Here is a 16,806-nt window from a genome sequence, read left to right as displayed (position 1 = left end):
TTCGGGCTCTCTTCCGGAGCCTCGGTATATGGCAACAAACCAGACAATTATCTTATCTATATTACCCCGGCAAGTGCAAGTAGCTACCAGTCGAACGCCGCCCCCTGCTCGCGCTCGGCAATCAGGAATGCGTCCGCCACTAGACGGAGCGGCGACACATCCACATCGCTCTCACCCGCCGCAACCAGTTCCGCGAAGCGCGCGTAGAGCCGCGGATATTCCTGCTCGGGCGCCTTGCGCTCCTGCTCACCCGGCAGTGTCAGCACGCTGCCGCCCAGCCCGAGCCTGAGCGTGCCCAGATCGGTGTCCACTTCGATGTCCCAGGTCTGTGGACCGGTCTGCAGGAAATCGAACGAGGCGGCCACCGGCGCGCTCCCGCTCGACATCTTCAGCTCGGCCGCGATCGGCGAGTGGCGTCCGGCGGGTACCGTCATCGATGCGGCTTCCAGGATCACCGGCTCCGGCAGGATCCGCGTGAGGATCGAGAGCGCGTTGATCCCCGGATCGAACACGCCGAAGCCGCCTGCGGCAAGGATCCAGTCCTGTCTAGGGTGCCAGCGGCGGATGTCCTCGCGCCACGCGATCCGCACCGCGCGGATTTCGCGCTCGGCGAGCCATGCGCGCGCGGGCTCGACTCCCGGCGCCTCGCGCGAATGCCATGTGGTGAAGAGCGTGATGCCGGCAGCGCGCGCCATCCGATCGAGATCGTCGATTTCGGTCAGCGTAGCCGCGGGCGGCTTCTCGAGCATCACGTGCAGCCCGGCCTCGACCGCCGCGCGCGCGATCTCCCAGCGTCCCGCAGGCGGGGTGCACAAAGTCATCGCATCCAGCGCGTGGCCCGCCGCGAGCATCTCAGTAATGTCGCCATACCCCGGAACGCCGGGCAATGTCGCGTGGCGGCTGGCGGTTGCCACCAGCTCGAAGCGCGGGTCAGCGGCGAGCGCTGGCAGATGCTGGTCGCGCGCGATCTTGCCGATGCCCACGAGGCCGATTCGGATCGGCCGAGCGCTTGTTTTCATTGAAATTTCCGCGCTCACATTGCCTCCACATTTATACGATATATATGCTTTCTATTCGTCGTTGGTTTGGCTATCAAGCGACAAGGTGCAACGCCGCAGAATCGGATTCTCGGCGCTTCTGGAGAGGTTATGAAGCAGGACGGAAACGAAGCAGGGCAGCCGAAGCTGAGATCGCGCGCCTGGTTCGACAATCCGGCCAACGCCGACATGACAGCACTGTATATCGAGCGCTACCTCAACTACGGCCTCAGCGCCGAGGAGCTGCAGAGCGGCCGGCCGATCATCGGCATCGCCCAGTCGGGCAGCGATCTGGTGCCGTGCAACCGTCATCATCTGGTGCTCGCCGAGCGTGTCCGCGAAGGCATCCGCGACGCCGGCGGAATCGCGATCGAGTTCCCCACCCATCCGATCCAGGAAACCGGCAAGCGCCCCACGGCGGGGCTGGACCGCAACCTCGCCTATCTCGGGCTGGTCGAGCTGCTCTACGGCTATCCGCTCGACGGCGTGGTGCTGACGATCGGCTGCGACAAGACCACCCCTGCGGCGCTGATGGCTGCGGCCACCGTCAACATCCCCGCGATCGCGCTCTCGGTGGGCCCGATGCTCAACGGCTGGCACAAGGGCGAGCGCACCGGCTCCGGCACGATCGTGTGGAAGGCGCGCGAGATGCTCGCTGCGGGCGAGATCGATTATCGCGGCTTCATCGAACTCGTGGCGAGCTCCGCTCCGTCGACCGGCTATTGCAACACCATGGGCACGGCGACGACGATGAACTCGTTGACCGAGGCGCTGGGCATGTCGCTCCCGGGCTCGGCGGCGATCCCCGCTCCCTATCGCGACCGTCAGCAGGCCGCCTGGGAAACCGGCCGCCGCATCGTCGAGATGGTCCGCACCGATCGCAAGCCGTCGGACATTCTCACGCGCTCTGCTTTCCTCAACGCGATCCGCGTCAATTCGGCGATCGGCGGCTCGACCAACGCCCCGATCCACCTCAACGCGCTCGCCCGCCACATCGGCGTCGAGCTCACGCTCGAGGATTGGGAGCGCCACGGCGCCGATATCCCGCTGATCGTCAACCTCCAGCCGGCGGGCAAATATCTGGGGGAGGACTATTATCGCGCGGGCGGCGTGCCCGCGGTGATGGGTCAGCTGCTCGACGCCGGCCTGCTCGACGGATCGGCGATCACCGTGACGGGCGAAACCGTCGCGGCGACCTATTCGGGCAAGACCACCGAGGATCCCGACGTGATCCGCCCGCTCGCCGAGCCGCTTATTTCCGCCGCCGGGCTCACCGTGCTGCGCGGCAATCTGTTCGACGGCGCGGTGATGAAGCTCTCGGTCATCTCCGAGGAGTTCCGCAACCGCTATCTCAGCGACCCCGAGGATCCGGATGCGTTCGAAGCCCGTGTGGTCGTGTTCGACGGACCCGAGGACTATCACCAGCGGATCGACGATCCCGCGCTCGGCATCGACGACCGCACCATCCTGGTGATGCGCGGCGCCGGCCCGATCGGCTATCCGGGCGGCGCGGAAGTGGTGAACATGCGCCCCCCCGCGGCGCTGATCCGTGCGGGCGTGCACGCGCTCCCCTGCCTGGGCGACGGCCGCCAGTCGGGCACCAGCGGCAGCCCCTCGATCCTCAACGCCGCGCCCGAGGCGGCAGTCAACGGCGGGCTCGCGCTCGTCCGGACCGGCGATCGCATCCGCATCGATCTCCGGCGCCGCGAAGCCAATCTGCTCGTCGACAACGCCGAGCTGGCGAAGCGGCACGCGGCACTGGTGGCAGAGGGCGGCTATGCCTTCCCGGCCGCGCAGACCCCGTGGCAGGAAATCCAGCGCACGATCGTCGGCCAGTTCGATACCGGCGCCGTGCTCGAGCCGGCGGTAAAGTATCAAAGGCTTGCACAAACCCAGGGTTTGCCGAGAGATAGTCACTGAGGCGCAAGCCCGGGACAGTGAACAGCGAGAGGAGCAGCGAATGCGTGCATGGGGATGGGCAGCGGCGGGCGCCGCGATGATGATTGCAGCGACGCCGGGGCACGCTGCCGAGGCGCAGCGCGGAAGCTTCGGCAAGCTCGCCGACGGGCGCGAGGTTCCGTCGGTGACGCTCACCAATCGCAACGGCATTTCGGCCACGGTGATCGCCTATGGCGCCACGCTCCAGTCGGTGGTGATGCCGGACAAGAACGGCGCCAAGGCCGATGTCGCGCTCGGCTACGACAATATCGCCGACTATGTCGGCAAGCCGCAATATTTCGGCAGCACCGTCGGGCGCTTCGCGAACCGCATCGCCAAGGGCAAGTTCGCGCTCGACGGCAAGGCCTATGAGACTCCCGTCAACAACGGCGAGAACTCGCTCCACGGCGGCACGCAGGGTTTCGACAAGGTGCTGTGGGAAGTGGTCGAGGTGAAGTCGGGCGCCGATCGCGCGTTCGTGCGCCTGCGCTACATCAGCCCCGATGGCGACATGGGCTATCCCGGCAAGATGACCGTCTACGCCACCTATTCGCTCGACGAAAGCAATGCGCTCGGCATCGAATATACCGCGACTACGGACAAGGCGACGATCGCCAACATCACCAATCACGCCTATTGGAACCTGTCGGGCGACGGCTCGTCGAATGGCGCGATGGGGCACGTCGTGACGATTCCGGCGGAAACCTATCTGCCCACCGACGCAGGCTCGATCCCGACCGGCGAATACAAACCCGTCCAGGGCACCGTCTTCGATTTCCGCAAGCCGACCGCAGTCGGCGATCGCGTCCGCGACGCAAGCGACGAGCAGATCGTCTTCGGCCGCGGCTATGATCACAACTGGGTGATCGGCCGCCAGGTAACCGCCGATCAGCATCTGATGGCGCGCGTCAGCGATCCGGTCTCGGGCCGCGGCTTCGAGCTCTGGTCGAACCAGCCGGGGCTGCAATTCTATTCGGGCAACTTCTTCGACGGCACGATCACCGGAAAGTCGAAGAAGATCTACCGGATGGGCGATGCGGTCGTGATGGAGCCGCAGATCTTCCCGGACACGCCCAACCAGACCGGCTTCCCCACCGCGCGTCTCGCGCCGGGGCAGACCTATCGTAACGTCATGACCTATCGGCTCACCACCGGCCAGGCCGGGCGCTGAGCTACCAAGAAGACTTCAGGGAGAGAAACATGATCCGTCGCGCCCTTCTGATCGCCACCACTGCGCTCGCCTTCGCCGCCCCGGCCGAGGCGCGCGACATGTGGACCAAGCCGGCTGCCAACAAATGGTACGACCAGCAGTCCTGGATGGTCGGCGCCAACTACAATCCGCGAACCGCGATCAACCAGTTCGAGATGTGGCAGGCGGATAGCTTCGATCCCAAGACGATCGATCAGGAGCTCGGCTGGGCTTCGTCGATCGGAATGAACGTGATGCGCGTCTATCTCCATAACATGCTGTGGGAAGACGATGCCGCTGGCCTCAAGCAGCGCATGGACCAGTTCCTGGCGATTGCCGACAAGCACAAGATCCGCATCATGTTTGTGCTGTTCGACAGCTGCTGGGATCCCGATCCCGTCTCGGGCCCGCAGCGCCCGCCGATTCCGGGGGTCCACAATTCGGGCTGGTTCCAGGCCCCGGGCGCCGCGCGGCTGGCCGACAAGAGCCAGTACGACAAGCTGCTCGCCTATGTCACCGACGTGGTCGGACACTTCAAGAACGACAAGCGCATCGTCGCCTGGGACGTATGGAACGAGCCGAACAACGGCGGCGGCGGCAACTACAAGCCGACTCCCAACAAGAAGGAGCTCGTCGCCGGGCTGCTTGGCCGCGTGTTCGACGCCGCCTATGCGGTCGATCCCACCCAGCCACTGACCAGCGGCCTTTGGATCGGCGAGAACTGGGACAAGAAGGAAAGCCTCGACGCCGTCGAGAAGATCCAGGTCGAGCGCTCGGAAGTGATGAGCTTCCACGATTACAACTGGCCCGAGCAGTGGGAGAAGCGCGCGAAGCAGATGCTGAGCTATGGCCGGCCCGTGCTGTGTACCGAATATATGGCTCGCGGCAATGGATCGACCTTCGACGGCTCGCTCCCGCTCGGCAAGAAATACAATATCGCGATGATCAACTGGGGCTTCGTCGACGGCAAGTCGCAGACCCGCCTGCCGTGGGACAGCTGGAAGAAGCCCTATACGCTCGACGAGCCGACGATCTGGTTCCACGAGGTATTCCGCGCCGATGGCCGCCCCTATCGCCAGGCCGAGGTGGATCTGATCAAGCGGCTGACCTCGGCGCCCAAGGGCGTGGTGCCGGCCAATCCGTCGCTCGCGGCGAAGTAAGCCAGCAATGCGCAGGCTCGCCGCGGCGCTGGCGCTCGCTGCTTCGGCATGTGGCACCACGCCGCGGGTCCCTGCGCCCTCCAATCCCCTGTTCGCCGGCGCCGATCCGCATGCGGAGGCGATCGGCGATAAGGTGTGGATCTATCCCACCGGGGGAGACGAGCGCGGTTCGCTCGTCGCCTGGTCTTCTTCCGATCTCCGCAACTGGCAGAAGCACGGCCCGATCTTCGCGCTTGCCGACGCCGCGTGGATCGACGACGATGGCGCGGCGGTCCACCACCTCTGGGCGCCGGGGCTCGCCCGCGCCAACGGCCGCTTCTATCTCTATTATTCGGTCGGCCCGCAGAACCCCACGCCGAGCCGGATCGGCGTCGCGGTGGCCGATACGCCCGCCGGTCCCTTCACCGACAGCGGCAAGCCGCTGATCACCGGAGGCAACGGCTTCGAAGCGATCGACCCGATGGTCTTCATCGATCCGAAGGATGGCACGCGCTATCTATTCGCAGGCGGCAGCGCGGGCGCGACGCTGCGCGCGTGGATTCTGAAGCCCGACATGGTGACGATTGAGCGCGAGGTGCCGATCGCGCAGCCGCCGCAGTTCACCGAAGGCGCGTTCATGCACGCGCGGGACGGCGTCTATTATCTCTCCTACAGCCACGGCCGCTACAACCGCGCCGACTATTCGGTCCATTATGCCACCGGCCCCTCCCCGCTCGGCCCCTGGACCTATCGCGGCGTGCTGCTCGAGACTGCTGGCGAGCTCAAGGGGCCCGGCCACCACAGCTTCTTCACCGATCCCGCGAGCGGCCGTTTCATGATCGCCTATCACCGCTGGGAGCGACCTGGCGCCGAGCCGTTCCGCGGCAGCCGCATGGTCGCGATCGAGCCCGTCACCTATCGCGCCGACGGGACGATCGAGCCGATCGGGATGACCGCCTCAGCCCCGCGCTAGCCGGCCGGCCGAAGGTCCCCGATAGCGATCGTCGCGTTCGGCTTGGCGTTTTCGGAGATGACGAGGTCGTATGCGGTCTTGCCGGCATCGGTCAGCGTGATCCGCCAGCGGCCCGGCGCCAGCCCCGCGACACCGAAACGGCCGGCCGCGTTGGTGAACAGCGCCACGGGCTCGTGCTCGGGATGCCCGCTCTCCACTGCGCTGCCCGCCACCAGCGCGATCGGCGCGCCGTTCGCGTCGACCAGCCGCCCGACGACGCTGATCGTATAGTCGGAGCCCACCGTCAGCCGGTATCCGCCGCGATAGGGCGGCAGCAGGCGGAACGATCCCTCGCCCAGATTGGCGCCGAGCGGCGCGTCGGGCGCGGTGACCAGCAGGTTGCGCTCGCTATAGCTGCTCAGGCTCGGGTGCACGGCCGTTCCCAGCCCGCCGGTGTTCGCGATCGAGTAGCTGCCGTTCGGATCGACCAGCATGTCGGTGCCCTCCAGCGAGGTGTGGGCGCGCACGACTGCGAACCCGTCCTGCACCGGCCGCCCGACCGAGAAGGCGCCGTCCGCCATCGCCAGCGCCGTGCCGAAGCGCAGCGAGGTTCGCTGGCCGGTCGATCCGCTGAAGTTGCGCTCGAAGGTGCCGAAGTGGCTGAAACCCAGCTCGGCCCGATTGGTGTAATATATGCCGTTTAGGGTGGCACCGGTGCCGATGTCGCTGCGCTCGATGTCCGCGTTGAAGTTGTACGCGCCCGTGCCCGAGCCGTGATAGGTCTGATAGGATAGCCGGCTACGGTTGTAGCGGCTGTCATAGTCGGCGCGCAGGTTCGAAGCACGGTCGAGCCGCAGCGTCAGCGAAAGGAACGCGCCGAACCGGTTGCGCCGCCCGGTGCGCTCATAGGTGAGGTCGCCCGAGAAGCTCAGGTCCTGGGTGATCCGCCACCCGCCGGTCGCGCGCACGCTGCCCACGTCGGGCTCACCGTCGCGTCCGCGCGAATAGCGCGCGTCGACGCCGCCATAGACGGTATCGGTGAGCGTCGCATTATAGCTGAGCCCCGCGATGTAGCTGTAGGGGTTGATGGGCAGGCCGGTGCCGGTCGGCGCGAAGTTGCGGCTGCGCGTCTCGAACGACAGCGACAGCGCATCGGCGCGCTCGCCGCCCCGCGTGATCGTCCGCTGGAAGGTCACGATCGACGCCCAGCCCGATCCGACGCCCTGAAGGTGCGAAGCCGATGCGAAGCCCGCGAACGATCCAATGGGGGTCGCCACCACCGATTCCGCCCCCGCCATCCAGCCCTCGCCATCCACTTGGGCATTGGCGCCCAGCGTCAGCCAGTCGTTCAGCCCGCGCCGGTAGAAGCCGCTGAACGCCAGGTCGTTGCTATAGACGGGTCCGCCCAGCCCGCTCGGCGCCAGCACCCCGCCATAAAGGCCGAACTCGCTGAGCCCTGCTGCGAGCTGGGCCTGATCGAGGAAGATGTCGAAGTCGATCGACTGGATACGCCCCGCATCGTCGGTGATCGTCAGCCGGACGTCGTTCGACCCCTGGGTATAGGGGAAGTCCTGCAGGTCGAAGGTGCCGGGGTCGAGCTCCATCCGCCGCACCAGCTGGTTGTTCACCCGCACCTCCACGGTCGATCGCCGCTCGAGCTGGAAGCTGCGGCTCCCGCGCGGTCGGATCACCGTCTGCGGATCGAGCAGCGAATAGAAGCGCGAAACCGAAAGCCCCGCGATCTGCGGCGCCGACTGGAAGCCGCGCGCCAGCGTCAGCAGGTCGCCCGCCGCGAAGCGCATCAGGTTGCGCCGGTCGTCATACACCAGCCGCGTGCCGCGCCGCTGGAAGTCCCTGCCAGCCGCACCGCTCTGCCAGTTCGCCTCGCCCTCCAGCACCACGCCGCCCGCGCGGATCGCGCCGTCGAGGAAGGTGACCGGCGCGGCGACGCCCTGATCGTCGCCCTGCTGGATCCAGTCGAGCTGCCCGCGCACGTTGAGATAGGCGCTGAGCTCCGCCGGCGCGACATAGGTCGCCGCCACGCGCGCATTGCCGTCTCCCAGATCAAGCGGGCGGCTCGCCCGGCTCGCTGCGGCGATCTCCAGCGTGACTTGCAGCGCCTGGGGATCATAGCCGATCGTGACGCCGACGCTCTGCAGGTCGGTGCGGTTGAGCCCGCCCCGCTCGGCCACGCGCGCGCGCAGCCAAGCCGTGAGGTGGGACGCCAGTCGCGGCTCGATCAGCGCGATCAGGCGCTGCGCGGCGAAGCTCACACGCCCGCCGGGATCGATCGTCACGGTTGCGTCGCCCAGATAGGCTTGGCCGTCCATCACCGGCGCAGTCAGCACGATCGGCCGCCCGGTGGGATTGACCGCAGCCGCATCGGATTGCGGATCGATCACCACGCTCGTCTGCGGGGGGTCGGCGGTCTGCGCCGACAGCGCGCCCGGGGAGAGCGCAGCCAGCATCAAACCGGCCGCGGCGGCGTACGGCTTCATGCGGATGCGCCCGTCAGCCCTCGGGCGTGAACTGGGCTTCGATGCGGCCGCCCGGTTGCGCTAGCCGCACGGGCAACGTGATCCGCCGCGTCTGCCCGCCTCCGATCAGGCCATAGCCGATCGTCTGCTGGAGCTCGGGCCCGGTGAATTCCTTGCGGAACAGCTCGCGGCCATCCGCCCCCAGCTGGACGACGCGCAGCCGCCCGCGCGAGAGATAGCCATGCGCCGCCGACGCGTTCGAGACGGTGATCACCGGCGCGGGGTTGCCATCGGCATCCTTGCCGATCTCGGCGGAGGCAATGGTCAGCGCAGGCTTGGCACCGGCCGGCGCGACGCTGACCAGCACCTGGAAATTATAGAGCAGCTGGATATTCGACTGTGCCTCGGTCGTCTGCACCGGCAGCTGCGCCACGGTGACGAAGAAGTGCTTGCTCTGCGCGAGCGCCGGATCGCCGACATATTGGACGCGGAAATTCTGGCGCTGCCCGGGCGGGATCATTGCCTGCGGCGGGAACACCGCCAGCTCGCCGCTGTCGCGCCCGCTCGGCTTCACGCCGTCGGCGACGAGGTCCAGCGTCTCGATGCGCAGCTCGACCGGCAGCGGCTTGTCGAACGTATTCTCCACCGTGACCACCTGGCTCATTCCGCGCCCCGAAGTGGTGAGGTCGAGGACGACGGGCTGGACGGTCATCGCATAGACCGCAGTGGAAATGCCCAGTACCGCCGCCGACGCGATCAGCGCGGTGACGAAAGTTCTACGCTGCAGCTTCACAGACAAGCTCCTACACGCTTGCAAAAAACCCGCCGATCGCGGGCGGCGATGGCGGGTATCTCCCCTGCCACCAAAACATGAAAAAAGCGGCAAAAAGCAGCAAAATGCGCCCAAAAGCGCCAAAATACCCGCCGTTCGATCCGCAGGCGCGATGCTCGGTATCGAGGTTTCAGCGCGGCAGAAGAACGTTGAGCGTTTGCTGCTGCGCGCCTTGCTCCTGCGCGTCGGTCAGCTGCTCATATTCGGCGGCGAGGAACAGCAGATCGTCGCGTTCCTTGGGCTTCGCGTCAAATGCCCGGGCGCGAAGCTCGGCCGCAAGGCTTGAGGGATTGTTCCGGGTCATCGGGCAGAGGCCTTCCGGCAGACCCCGGGCGGGGCCTGCCGGAATTTTCCCGATCAGGCCGCCGGCGCGATCGTGATCTCGACCTTGCCCGCATAGGTGCCGGCTTCGAGAAGCGCGTTCGATTCCTGGGTCTGGCCGCTGCCGATGGTCAGCGCGATGTTGTTCGCGGTCGCGGCGAGGCGGCCGGTGATCTGGCCGGTGGTCGCGCCCCCGGCGATCGACTGATCGGCGACGGTGGTGTTGCTGCCCGCGGCGGCAGTCGCGACGACGGTCGCGGTATAGTGGACAGTGTTGGTGTAGCCGTTGGGCGAGCTGGCCACGGCAGCGTTGACCAGCGGCTTGGCATCGACCGAGATGCGCGGGCTCGCGCCGTTGCACTTGACCGAGAAGGTGCGGCTCAGCCCACCGGTGTTGCTCGCGAAGGCCGGATCGACGGTGCCGTCGGTCTTCGAAAGTTCGCCGAGCGTGATGTTGCCGCTGAGCGGCGTGGCGGCCGAGCAGCGGCCGGTGACGGTGCCGGTCACGTCGACCGAGCCCGTCGCCTGCGCGAACGCGGGCGCCGCAGCGAAGGCCGAACCGATCATCAGGGCGGAAAGAATCAGCTTCTTCATCTCAAAGTCTCCGAAAGGCCTGGGGGCACGGCCCCGTTGACCCGCCCTTTGCCGCGGCCCGGCGCCGCTTCCCATTTAGCGGGCGGCGAAAACCGGTCTAACTTCCAGCACAAACGGCTATAGCGGAGGATATAGGGGGTTCGGCATCGCTGGTCGGCAAGGCCCCGCGGAGTTAGCGCGGCCGCCCCTCAATCCTTCCCCGCCAGGGGGAGGTGGCATGCGAAGCATGACGGAGGGGGAGGAATCACGCCGCTCACGTTCTGGCATCCGCCCCCTCCGACGCCTTCGGCGCATCTCCCCCTGGCGGGGGAGGATTAAGGGGCGCTCAAAGCCCGCCGCAATTCGTGGCCGAAGCCGCGGAAACCACCGGCGTGAAAGTTATACTGATCGTATCGCCATAATTGGGCGCCGGCGTCTTCGCCGCCCCGCCTTCGCGCAGCGTGGCGCGGAGCGGCAGCGTTCCCGCTTCGCCACCGATCCCGGCACGCGCGCAGACGCGCCTGCCGAACGACGCGTTCGACGTGATCTCCTGCCCCAGGAACCGCGCGCTGTAGCGGATCGTCTGCGCCGGATCCGCCAGATCGCCGCCCGGGAACGCCAGCCGGAAATCATTCTGCGAACGCATCCGCACTTCGAACGGCCCCGAGCTGCGCACCCTGAGCGAGTTGGCCGAAGGCGTGGTGTAGCGATCAGGCGTCGCCTGCACCGCTGCGGTGGTCACGTCGCCGATCTCGCCGAAGTCGAGCACCGATCCGGCATAATGGGCCTGGAGCGCGCTCACCGTGTTGACGTTGATCCGCAGCGCGCCGCGATCGCGCAGCGGGAACGGCACGTCCTGCATGTACCCGTCGCCCGAGCAGATATAGAGGATGTCGAGCACGATCGGCTCGCCTGCCGAAAGGTCCGCTCCCGGCGGCACCGTGACGCGCAGATTGAGCGGCGCCGACAGGTCGGACGCGAAGAAATTGCCGAAATCGTAGCGGATTTCGCCGATCGATCCTGCTCCCCTGTCCTTCGAATTGACCGAATGCGGGCGGCCGGCATTGGCCCCCTCCCGATAGAGGACCTGCTGGCCGCGGTAGGTGACTTCGATCGGCGGCGTACCGGACGGGGCGATGAGAACCAGACTGACTTCGTCGGTATAGCCGGTGAAGCTGCGGTTGCGCCGGAGCACCAGCGGGATCGTGACGTCCGAAAGCCCGCCGGGCGAGAAGGGGTCATAGGTGATGCTGGCGGGCGCCGTCGCGTTGCCGGTCACCCCGCAGATCGACGAAAGCTGTGTCTGCGCGGCCGCAGGCGACACGAGCCCCGCCGCGGACGCTGCGCCCGCTGCGAACAACCCGCCGATCCACCGCCTCATACGCGTGGGGATACGATGATCTCTAGCGCGGTGCGCCCCGCAACCTGCGCCCCGCCTTCCGCCGGATCGGCGTCCGCCATGCGATCGAGCGAAACGACGCGAGTCGCCAGCGTCCCGTCCGCATTGAACGAGCGGACTTGCGACTGGAGCCGCGGGACCGACTGATTGCAGACTGCCCCCAAAAGCGGCGCCGGCTGGTCCGCGATCGGCTGCGGCATCCGCGCGGTCGCCACCCAGCAACGGGGCGCCACATATCCGTAAAGATCCATTTGCTGTCGCGTCTGGGCCTGCGCCGGGATGGCAAGGATCGCAAACGCGGTCGCCGTCATCGCAGCCGCCCACCTCGCCCAAGGCGAAATAGCGCTGCGAAGAAGGGCGTTCCGCGACATGACGGAACATGGAATATCGCAGGAGCCGTGAATAGGCCATCGCTTGGAATACTTAGCCCGATATTAAGGATGAATTGGAAAGTTCACGGCGATTGTTCGATCGCGAAGGTGGCGCTCGCCAGCTTCCAAATCCTCCCGCCGCCAGGGGGAGGTGGCGCCGAAGGCGACGGAGGGGGAGAAAGCACGCCGGCAATTGGTCGCTGACCTCCCCCTCCGTCATGCTGTGCATGACACCTCCCCCTGGCGGGGGAGGATTGGATTGCCCCGAGACCCTCGCCTCTGCAATCGCTGCGACCGCGAAATTCATGGCGTGACGCTCACCGTGATCGTCAGCGTGTCGGTATAGCGGCCCTCGATCAGCGGCGTGGCACCATCGTAGCTCGGCGCGCTGATCCGCAGATAGGATCCGTTGTTCCGAGTCGATGCGCCTGCCAGACGAAGCCCGTTGGCGCTGGTCGCGGTGCCGGCGAAGCTGCAGGCACCGCCGCCGCCGAGCGCCGCTGCGTTGCACGACGCCGAAGCGCTGGTGCCGTTGTCCGCAACGACGCGCAGCGCGACCTGATAGGGTGCCTTCGAGCTGAAACCGTTCGCGCTCGCCGAGGTCGCCATTCCCCCATTCGCCGACGCGACCGCGATGCGCGAGGCGCCGCTGCAGTTGAGCTGGATCGGGAAATCCTTGCTGAAGCCGGTGCGATCGAAATCGGCCTGGTCGATGCTGCCCATGGGCGCGCCGCCCGATGCGAAGCCGCAGCGGCTGCGCACCGACGCGCGCACTTCCACGCCCACTTCGATGCTGCTGACCGCGCCCTGCCCCGCGGCATAGGCAGTGACCTGCGCGCGCACGGGCTGGCTGATGCCGCCAAGCATCATCAAAATCACCAGACCCAGAATGCGCAAGCGACTCATTACCCACCGACCCAGGACGGTCTGATGCCGTCAGCTGGGCGCGCTGATGCTTCGGTTGGTCGTCAGGAACCATTCAACCGATGGTGAGAACCACGCTTACCATCGGCTGAAACGTCTATCGCTTTGGATATAGGGTCAGGCTCCGCGCTCCTGCGCCAGCAGGATCAGCTCGGTGCGGCTGCGCACGCCGAGCTTTTCGAAGACCTTGTGGAGATGGACCTTCACCGTTCCCTCGGTGATCCTGAGCTCGTCGGCGATCTCGCGGTTGCGCAGACCCCGCTGGACGAGCGACGCCACCGCGCGCTCGCGCCCGCTCAGCGTCTCCAGCGGGTCGCGCGCCGCATCGGGCGACATCGCCAGGTCCATCACGCGCTGCATCACTTCCTGATCGATCCAGCGGCGCCCCGTAGCCACGGTCTCCAGACAAGTGAGCAAGTCGCGCGGCGCCGTCGCCTTGATGACGATTCCGTTCACGCCGAGATGCATCGCCTCCTTCGAGGCCTGGTCGTTGATCCCGCCGGTGAGCAGGATCACGGGCCGGGTGTCACCGCGGCCGCGCAGCGTGCGGAGCACCTCCAGGCCGGTGCGCTCCGGCATGCTGTTGTCGAGGATCAGCAGGTCCGGCCGCGCGCTGGCCACCGCGTCGAGCGCCGCGGTGCCAGTCCCCACGGTCGCGACCACGGTGAAATTCGTCTTGTCGAGGAGGACTTGGATTCCGGCGAGCGTGAGCGGATCGTCTTCGGCGAGAAGCACCTTGGTCATGCGACTTATTTGACCCCTGGCTATAGCTTTAGGGAATGGCTCTATCACCGAACCGGATATCCGGTCCAGCGCGAGCGCCTTCAAAAGATTGGTAAAATACCTCAGCGCCGCCCATCGAGCAGCCTCAGAAGATGTGCCAATCGGGGACGGACGTCCTCCTCGCCGGCCTCCTCCACCGCCCGCGCGGCGGCGCTGATTTCGGGAAAGCCGAAGATGCCCGCGCCGCCGGCAAGGCTGTGCACGATGCGCTGAATCGCCTCGCGATCGCCCGCCTCCCGCGCGGCCGCCAGGGCAGCGTGATCGTCTGCCGCACGCGCCAGGAACCGCGCCCGGAGCCCTGCCAGCCGATCATCGAAATCGCTCATCCCGGAAGATACGCGCGCGCCTGTTTGGCGAGCGTCATCGGATCGAAGGGCTTGCCGATCACTCCCCCCGCGCCGAGCCCGATGAACCGCTCGAGTTCGTGCGCCTGGGTTCGCGCGGTGATGAAGACGATCGGCGTGCCGCGGGTCTCGGGCCGCGCGCGCAGCTCGGCGAGCGTCGTCGGCCCGTCCATTTCGGGCATCATCACGTCGAGCAGGATGAGGTCGGGCGCCCAGTCGGGCGCGACTGCAAGCGCCTCCGGCCCCGAGGCGCAGGCGCGGACCTCCAGCCCGGGATCGAGCTCCAGCGCCATCACCGCCACTTCGCGGATGTCGGGCTCGTCATCGACGTAGAGAATCCGCGCCATCAGGCTTCTCCTTCGCGCTCCACCAGCCCCATCACGGTATCGACGAGCCTGTCCACGTTCGATCCCGATTTGGTGACCACCGCATCCACTCGCGCCGCATAGGACGGGCCGACGTCGTGGACCGTGAACAACGTGGTCGGTGTCGGCGGATCGGTTTCGCGCAGAAGCGGCAGCAGGTCGAGCCCCGATCCGTCCGCCACCGACACCTCCAGGATCGCGGCGTCGAACCGGTCGCGCTGGAGCGCCACATAGCCCTCGCGCACGCTGGGGGTCGAGTGGACCTCCGCCTTGCCTTCGAAGGCGCCGGCGATCACGCGCAGCATGTCGGGATCGGCATCGACGTGCAGGATCCGCGGCAGGCCGGTGGCGCTGCGCTGCGGCTCGCCGGGGCGCTCAGTCTCCCTGGCCCCCGCGGCAGGCAGGTCGACGTGGAACACCGCGCCCTCGCCGGGCCGGCTCTCGAAGCCGATCGACCCGCCTAGGCGCGTCACGATCTCGCGCGCGATCGACAGCCCCAGCCCCGTGCCCGATTTGGACCGCGCATCCGAAGCATCGGCCTGGGCGAACTTGCCGAAGATGCGCTCGTGGAACGCCTCGGGAATCCCCGATCCCTTGTCGGCGATCGTGATCCGGCACCGGCCGTCGAGAGTTTCCACCCGGATCCGCACCTTCTCTCCGTCCGGCGAGAATTTGACGGCATTGGAGAGGAGGTTGGTGATCACCTGGATCAGCCGGTCCTCGTCCGCGATCACCGCCGCGTCCTCCGGCACCGGCGCCAGGTCGAGCTCCACATGATGCCGGTCCGCGAAGCCGCGGTTGGCGTGCACGGCCTGTTCGAGCAGCGGCTCGAGGCGGAGCCATTTGAGATTGAACGTCATCTTCCCCGATTCGATCTTCTCGATGTCGAGGATGTCGTTGATCAGCCGCACCAGCCGCTCGCTGTTGTTGTGCGCGATCTCGATCAGCCGCTTCGCCTTCCCGGGCAGCACGCCCGCCGCCCCGCCGCCGAGCAGGCCCAGCGAGCCGGCGATCGAAGTCAGCGGCGTGCGCAGCTCGTGGCTCACCGTGGCGACGAAGTCGTTCTTCATCTGCTCGATCCGTTTGCGCCCGGTCGCGTCGCGGACCGCAGCGAGGAACAGCGTCCGGTCGTCGAGGATCACGGGACTCACCACGACATCGGCCGGATAGGTGCTGCCGTCCTTGCGGCAGCCGATGAACTCGCGCGTTCGCTGGGCGCTGCCGTCAGGACTCCTGGCGATCTTGCGCAGCCAGGCCCGGAGCTGCTCGCGCGGGAAGGGCTTCTTGAAGAACACGTCGATATGGCGCCCGGCAAGCTCGTCGGGCGCATAGCCGTGCATCCGCGCCATGCCCGGATTGGCCGATTCGACGATTCCTTCGTCGTCGTGAATGAGCAGCCCGTCAGTCGCGGCATCGAACACGGCTTCGAGCCGCGCGCTCGAATCCTTGAAGCGCCGCGCCGCCAGCCGCTCGGCCCGCAGGCTGCGCATCAGCAGCCAGGCGGCGACGATCAGCATCACCACCAGCAGCGCCTGCAGCGCATAGGCCACGCGCTCTGTCCGCACGCGGGCGACCGCGCGGTTTCTGCGCGTCGTCTCGAGTTCCTGCGCGATCGCGGCGTCGGACTTGCCGATGCGGACCCGCAGCGCGTCCATGACTGCCTTGCCGCGCTGCGACGCGATAAGTCGCGCAGCGTCCGGTTGGTGTCCCTGCCGGGTCAGGGTGACGGTCTCGGCGGCAAAGGTGCGCTTCTGCTTCGAAAGCGTGCGCATTTCCGCAACGGCAGCCTGAAGATCCGGGCGTCCGGCGGCGAGCCCATCCAGCTTGGCAAACTCGTTCGGCAACCTTGCCTCCGCTCGGGCATAAGGCTCGAGGAAGGTCGACTCGCCGGTCAGCACATAGCCGCGCTGCCCGGTTTCGATGTCCTGGTGAGTCGACAGGATCGTATTGAGCTGCTCGCGCACGAGATACGCCCGCTCGGCCTCGTCCGCCAGCGTCCGCGCATCCGAAAACTGTGCGGCCAGCATCTGGTTGACCAGCAGCAGGAGGGCCGGCACCGACGGGATGACCAGCATCTGGAAAATTCGCCGCATCTTCATCGGCATGCCGTCACCCTTCCCGGCCCGCAGAGCGTGATTGGCGAGCGTTCAACTCCGCGCGGA

General features: G+C 67.0%; 16 protein-coding genes. 5 read left to right on the top strand and 11 right to left on the bottom strand.

Annotated features, from left to right (window positions below; all coding sequences use genetic code 11):
• Window positions 1–83 precede the first annotated feature (83 nt).
• Entirely contained in the window at window positions 84–1,019 is a 936-nt protein-coding gene (locus ACMGDH_RS05520; protein WP_436826902.1) for a Gfo/Idh/MocA family protein, read from the bottom strand.
• A gap of 129 nt (window positions 1,020–1,148) precedes the next feature.
• Between ACMGDH_RS05520 and ACMGDH_RS05515 the strand changes: the two genes are divergently transcribed.
• The 4 genes from ACMGDH_RS05515 to ACMGDH_RS05500 are packed head-to-tail and all read left to right on the top strand — an operon-like array spanning window position 1,149 to window position 6,276.
• Window positions 1,149–2,957 (top strand): IlvD/Edd family dehydratase, encoded by a 1,809-nt coding sequence (locus ACMGDH_RS05515; protein ID WP_436826901.1) that lies wholly within the window; start codon window positions 1,149–1,151, stop codon window positions 2,955–2,957.
• Between the two features lie 40 nt (window positions 2,958–2,997).
• Window positions 2,998–4,146 carry an aldose epimerase family protein gene (locus tag ACMGDH_RS05510; RefSeq protein ID WP_436826900.1) on the top strand — a complete coding sequence of 383 codons (1,149 nt, stop codon included), beginning with the start codon at window positions 2,998–3,000 and terminating at the stop codon, window positions 4,144–4,146.
• Window positions 4,147–4,175: 29 nt separating this feature from the next.
• Window positions 4,176–5,324, top strand: coding sequence for a cellulase family glycosylhydrolase (locus tag ACMGDH_RS05505; protein WP_436826899.1), 1,149 nt, complete (start codon window positions 4,176–4,178; stop codon window positions 5,322–5,324).
• A gap of 7 nt (window positions 5,325–5,331) precedes the next feature.
• On the top strand, window positions 5,332–6,276 hold the full coding sequence (locus tag ACMGDH_RS05500) for a family 43 glycosylhydrolase (protein ID WP_436826898.1): 945 nt from the start codon (window positions 5,332–5,334) through the stop codon (window positions 6,274–6,276).
• Here the strand turns inward: ACMGDH_RS05500 and ACMGDH_RS05495 are convergent.
• Together ACMGDH_RS05495 and ACMGDH_RS05490 are read right to left on the bottom strand one after the other, a co-directional pair.
• Window positions 6,273–8,753, bottom strand: coding sequence for a fimbrial biogenesis outer membrane usher protein (locus ACMGDH_RS05495; RefSeq protein WP_436826897.1), 2,481 nt, complete (start codon window positions 8,751–8,753; stop codon window positions 6,273–6,275). The genes ACMGDH_RS05500 and ACMGDH_RS05495 overlap by 4 nt on opposite strands.
• 13 nt (window positions 8,754–8,766) lie before the next feature.
• Window positions 8,767–9,525 carry a fimbrial biogenesis chaperone gene (locus tag ACMGDH_RS05490; protein ID WP_436826896.1) on the bottom strand — a complete coding sequence of 253 codons (759 nt, stop codon included), beginning with the start codon at window positions 9,523–9,525 and terminating at the stop codon, window positions 8,767–8,769.
• 151 nt (window positions 9,526–9,676) lie between these two features.
• Between ACMGDH_RS05490 and ACMGDH_RS05485 the strand changes: the two genes are divergently transcribed.
• On the top strand, window positions 9,677–9,850 hold the full coding sequence (locus tag ACMGDH_RS05485; protein ID WP_436826895.1) for a hypothetical protein: 174 nt from the start codon (window positions 9,677–9,679) through the stop codon (window positions 9,848–9,850).
• 71 nt (window positions 9,851–9,921) lie between these two features.
• Here the strand turns inward: ACMGDH_RS05485 and ACMGDH_RS05480 are convergent, their stop codons facing one another.
• The 8 genes from ACMGDH_RS05480 to ACMGDH_RS05445 form a co-directional block, all read right to left on the bottom strand.
• On the bottom strand, window positions 9,922–10,479 hold the full coding sequence (locus ACMGDH_RS05480; protein WP_436826894.1) for a hypothetical protein: 558 nt from the start codon (window positions 10,477–10,479) through the stop codon (window positions 9,922–9,924).
• A 325-nt stretch (window positions 10,480–10,804) separates the two neighbouring features.
• Complete coding sequence (locus ACMGDH_RS05475) at window positions 10,805–11,839, bottom strand: hypothetical protein (protein WP_436826893.1); 1,035 nt, start codon at window positions 11,837–11,839, stop codon at window positions 10,805–10,807.
• Window positions 11,836–12,168, bottom strand: coding sequence for a hypothetical protein (locus tag ACMGDH_RS05470; protein ID WP_436826892.1), 333 nt, complete (start codon window positions 12,166–12,168; stop codon window positions 11,836–11,838). Before ACMGDH_RS05470 ends, ACMGDH_RS05475 begins: the two co-directional genes overlap by 4 nt.
• Before the next feature lie 363 nt (window positions 12,169–12,531).
• Window positions 12,532–13,134 (bottom strand): hypothetical protein, encoded by a 603-nt coding sequence (locus ACMGDH_RS05465; RefSeq protein ID WP_436826891.1) that lies wholly within the window; start codon window positions 13,132–13,134, stop codon window positions 12,532–12,534.
• 135 nt (window positions 13,135–13,269) lie between these two features.
• Window positions 13,270–13,896 carry a response regulator transcription factor gene (locus ACMGDH_RS05460; RefSeq protein ID WP_436826890.1) on the bottom strand — a complete coding sequence of 209 codons (627 nt, stop codon included), beginning with the start codon at window positions 13,894–13,896 and terminating at the stop codon, window positions 13,270–13,272.
• A gap of 101 nt (window positions 13,897–13,997) precedes the next feature.
• Entirely contained in the window at window positions 13,998–14,261 is a 264-nt protein-coding gene (locus ACMGDH_RS05455; RefSeq protein WP_436826889.1) for an Hpt domain-containing protein, read from the bottom strand.
• Window positions 14,258–14,626 (bottom strand): response regulator, encoded by a 369-nt coding sequence (locus ACMGDH_RS05450; protein WP_436826888.1) that lies wholly within the window; start codon window positions 14,624–14,626, stop codon window positions 14,258–14,260. Before ACMGDH_RS05450 ends, ACMGDH_RS05455 begins: the two co-directional genes overlap by 4 nt.
• Window positions 14,626–16,749 (bottom strand): ATP-binding protein, encoded by a 2,124-nt coding sequence (locus tag ACMGDH_RS05445; protein ID WP_436826887.1) that lies wholly within the window; start codon window positions 16,747–16,749, stop codon window positions 14,626–14,628. Before ACMGDH_RS05445 ends, ACMGDH_RS05450 begins: the two co-directional genes overlap by 1 nt.
• Window positions 16,750–16,806 lie beyond the last annotated feature (57 nt).

The organism is Sphingomonas radicis, assembly GCF_051400635.1.
Taxonomy (GTDB): domain Bacteria; phylum Pseudomonadota; class Alphaproteobacteria; order Sphingomonadales; family Sphingomonadaceae; genus Sphingomonas.
This window is presented reverse-complemented; position numbering and strand designations above follow the sequence as displayed.